This window comes from Legionella sp. km772, from assembly GCF_003989735.1.
Lineage (GTDB): Bacteria > Pseudomonadota > Gammaproteobacteria > Legionellales > Legionellaceae > Legionella.
Map to the genome: position 1 here is coordinate 1 of NZ_RZGQ01000253.1, position 3,390 is coordinate 3,390.

A 3,390-nucleotide genomic window follows, 5' to 3' on the forward strand; every position below is an offset into this window, starting at 1 on the left:
TCAAATAATCACTATAAAGATCAAGCATATCCATTTAATTCCCTCCCTAAAATTAAGGGCGGAATTCTAATGCTTTTTAGTCAAACTACAAGTTTATGTGCGTAACATGAGTAACTTATCTAAAAATTCTTTATGGGGTTCCGGTATGAAGAAGGTCGTTGTGCCATGGAGCGGGGTTACGGTCATCGCTTGGACATCATCAGTAGCCGCTTGCATATTATGACTGGCTTTATCGGGATAGATAATTTCAGCCTTTTCTGCATCACCTCTTAAAGCGCCAGTCGCCACATGAATCTGTAAATTAAGCTCATGGGGATTAATGTCTAATTCTTCGCGGTGCTCATGAAGTATTTTAGCAATCTCATCTTGCATTACCTTTTCATTTTCTAGATCTAATTTCTTCTTAAGCATTAATGGCCGATTAGAACCACCTTTACGGTCCATGGTTTGCATCAGGAGTATCTGTAAATCACGAATTTGAATTTGCGTGAATGGTTTACTAGAAAAAACCCGATCGTCACCTTCTTGAAAGCCTTTGGCAACTGAGAACTCACGCTTATAAATTAAAGGTTCAAGATCTTCTTCACGAACTCCATCGCGAATTAATTTGTCAGTGACATCATCTGTTTCAAAACGAAAAATATTCGCACGGGCAGGTTCTCTATCGATTTCACGTTTGGCTTCATTAATCCTATCGTCGATAAACACAAGCTTGGCTTTGGGGTCCATTTTTTGAATTTTTAACGCGCGGTGTAAATTCGCTGGTCCAACACCTACAAATACATGAATAGTCATAATAAGTTACCCACCTGATATAATGTTTTATTTTACAGCTCTATGCTTTAAATTTAGACTTAAATTTTGTGAAGAAAGTGTAAAGATGATAAAAATTATTTATTTTGTGGAATAAATTGAAAAAAATGATTTTTTTGTTTTAAAAGAGGGGGATTTATCATCCTCTTTGCGAGTCAAGAAGATTATTTTTGCTCGCAAAGACGATATTTATGAATTAAACAATCTCGGCATATAAATCGTAGTCATCACTATCTGTAATGCGTACATCAATAAATTCGCCTTTTTTTACCTCCGCTGTGGAGGCTAGATAGACTAAACCATCAATTTCAGGAGCGTCACTTTTGCTGCGCGCAATGATCTGTTCAGCGTTCACTTCATCAACTAAGACAGTGTGCAGGCTACCGATTTTTTTAGCAAGGCGGCTTCGGCTTATCTCTGCTTGTAGCTGCATAAAGCGGTGGTAGCGTTCTTCTTTAACTTCTTCGGAGACCGGATTATCCAGCTCATTAGCTTTAGCACCTTGCACGGGTGAATACTTAAAACAGCCTACTCTATCCAGTTGAGCTTCCTCTAAAAATTCTAATAATTCTTCAAATTCTTCTTCGGTTTCGCCTGGAAAACCTACGATAAAGGTTGAACGCAAGGTAATTTCAGGGCAAACCTCACGCCAAGAAGCGACCCGTGCCAAAGTGTTCTCACTACTCGCTGGTCGTTTCATGGCTTTTAAAACACGAGAACTTGCATGCTGTAAGGGAATATCCAAATAGGGTAGAATCAAGCCGTCCCGCATTAAGGGGATAATCTCATCTACGTGGGGATAAGGGTAGACATAATGAAGTCTGACCCATATGCCTAATTGACCTAGTTGCTCGCATAATTCGTAAAAACGGGTGTTAATAGTCTTTCCTTGCCATTCGACTGCTTGGTAACGCGTATCAACACCATAAGCACTGGTATCTTGAGAAATAACCAGCAATTCCTTAACACCTGCTTCTTTTAATTTTTTAGCCTCCGTCAGTACTTGTGCTAAAGGATAACTTTGTAATTTGCCTCTCATGGTGGGAATAATACAAAAAGTACATTTTTGGTTACAGCCTTCGGAAATTTTTAAATAGGCATAATGACGAGGTGTTAATTTAATGCCTTGTGGGGGAATTAGTTGCATGAATGGGTCTACTGGTGGTGGCAGATGTTGATGAACTGCATTAACCACTTCTTCATAAGCATGAGCCCCACTGATGTGCAGTACATCAGGACAGGCCTCTTTGATGACATCAGCTTTAGCGCCAAGACAGCCTGTTACAATTACCCGGCCGTTTTCTGCCATGGCCTCTTTAATGGTATCTAAAGATTCTTTAACGGCACTATCTATGAAGCCGCAAGTATTTATTACTACCACTCCTGCATCTTGATAATTAGAGGCTAATTCATAACCTTGCGCCCTTAATTGGGTAATAATACGCTCTGAATCGACCAACGCTTTTGGACAACCTAAACTAGCAAAGCCTACTTTATGATTCATAAAATTCTATACTGTAAAAAAAGTGAACGAATTATACTCTGTTTTGCATTGCTTTGTCGACAGTAGACGAGTGGAATTACTAACAAAAACAATTAGCATATGCTAAGTTAAAAGAGTGGGTTTTAATTAATCAATGGAGATTACTGTGCGCTGCCTTTTAAAAGGATTCTTTTTAGGAGTGTTTTGTACTCTATCCCCCAATCTTTTCGCTGCTGACACTACTTATAAAGATTGGCTCAATTTCCAAAAAGTCTGCAGTGATCAATGGAGTTATGAGCAGAAGGGGCATCATCGCCATGTGGGAAAAGCAGTTTGTGCTTGTTTGGCAGATGTTTTAACTGAATACAAGCAAAATCATCCTGGTAATTACATTAATACCTATGAATATGAAACCTTTTACCGCCAAGCATCGCAAACCTGTACGACGGCAGGTGTATTAGCAAACTCAGCAAGTCGAGCTGTGTATTTTAATACTTACGATCAAGCAAGCCTAGAGAATATTTGCGATAGTTCTTGGGTTGGATTGATGGGGTCATTTCAACCCGTTGACCCAAATTTTAATTCCGCAATGATTTGTAAATGTGCAAGCCCTAAGCTTACAGAAATTGTAGCCAAATATGATGGTTTATCGCCTAAAGAAGTGCGGCTGCAATCTTTGCAACTCGTAAAGCAGTGCGATTCTACTGCTAACTTAAGTCCCAAAGAGTTTAGTGATTTAGCTGCGGTGAAGAAGGAACAAACCGCTGTGCCATCTGCTTCTGATAAAGGTAAATTCATTCTCGAGATTAGAGATGATCCTAAGCCTGAATATCAAGCGATTGCAAAATATTTACGCCAGGATGGCCGTTTACAAGAAATAGTGGCAGCAATGAATCAAACCTTAAAAATACCCTACGATATCAAAGTCGTGGTTTCGGTTACTGGAAAAGGTCCTTATTATGTATACGCTGAAAAGGGTATGACCTCGAATTAATGTACTGCTTGCTTCTTATAAATAACTAGCAAATTTCTGCCAGACCAATTAATCCTGCTTGATTAATACGATCCCAAAATTGTTCCCAACGGCCTTTGGT

The 3,390-nt window shown here is 39.2% G+C and carries 3 protein-coding genes; 1 reads left to right on the top strand and 2 read right to left on the bottom strand.

The features are described from left to right. Positions 1 to 93: 93 nt before the first annotated feature. The gene (locus tag ELY15_RS14740; RefSeq protein ID WP_127101346.1) at positions 94 to 795 is read right to left on the bottom strand and encodes a hypothetical protein; all 702 of its coding nucleotides are present in this window, start codon (positions 793 to 795) and stop codon (positions 94 to 96) included. A gap of 214 nt (positions 796 to 1,009) precedes the next feature. Next, positions 1,010 to 2,317: a 30S ribosomal protein S12 methylthiotransferase RimO gene (gene rimO, locus ELY15_RS14745; RefSeq protein WP_127101348.1), complete on the bottom strand. Its 1,308-nt coding sequence runs from the start codon at positions 2,315 to 2,317 to the stop codon at positions 1,010 to 1,012. Positions 2,318 to 2,462: 145 nt separating this feature from the next. On the opposite strand from rimO, the gene ELY15_RS14750 reads away from it, so the two are divergent. After that, positions 2,463 to 3,290 carry a hypothetical protein gene (locus ELY15_RS14750; protein WP_127101350.1) on the top strand — a complete coding sequence of 276 codons (828 nt, stop codon included), beginning with the start codon at positions 2,463 to 2,465 and terminating at the stop codon, positions 3,288 to 3,290. Positions 3,291 to 3,390: the final 100 nt, after the last annotated feature.

Bases quoted from the DNA above. Each gene is read 5' to 3' on its own strand.
- rimO (WP_127101348.1), bottom strand. From the start codon at position 2,317: ATGAATCATAAAGTAGGCTTTGCTAGTTTAGGTTGTCCAAAAGCGTTG.
- ELY15_RS14740 (WP_127101346.1), bottom strand. From the start codon at position 795: ATGACTATTCATGTATTTGTAGGTGTTGGACCAGCGAATTTACACCGC.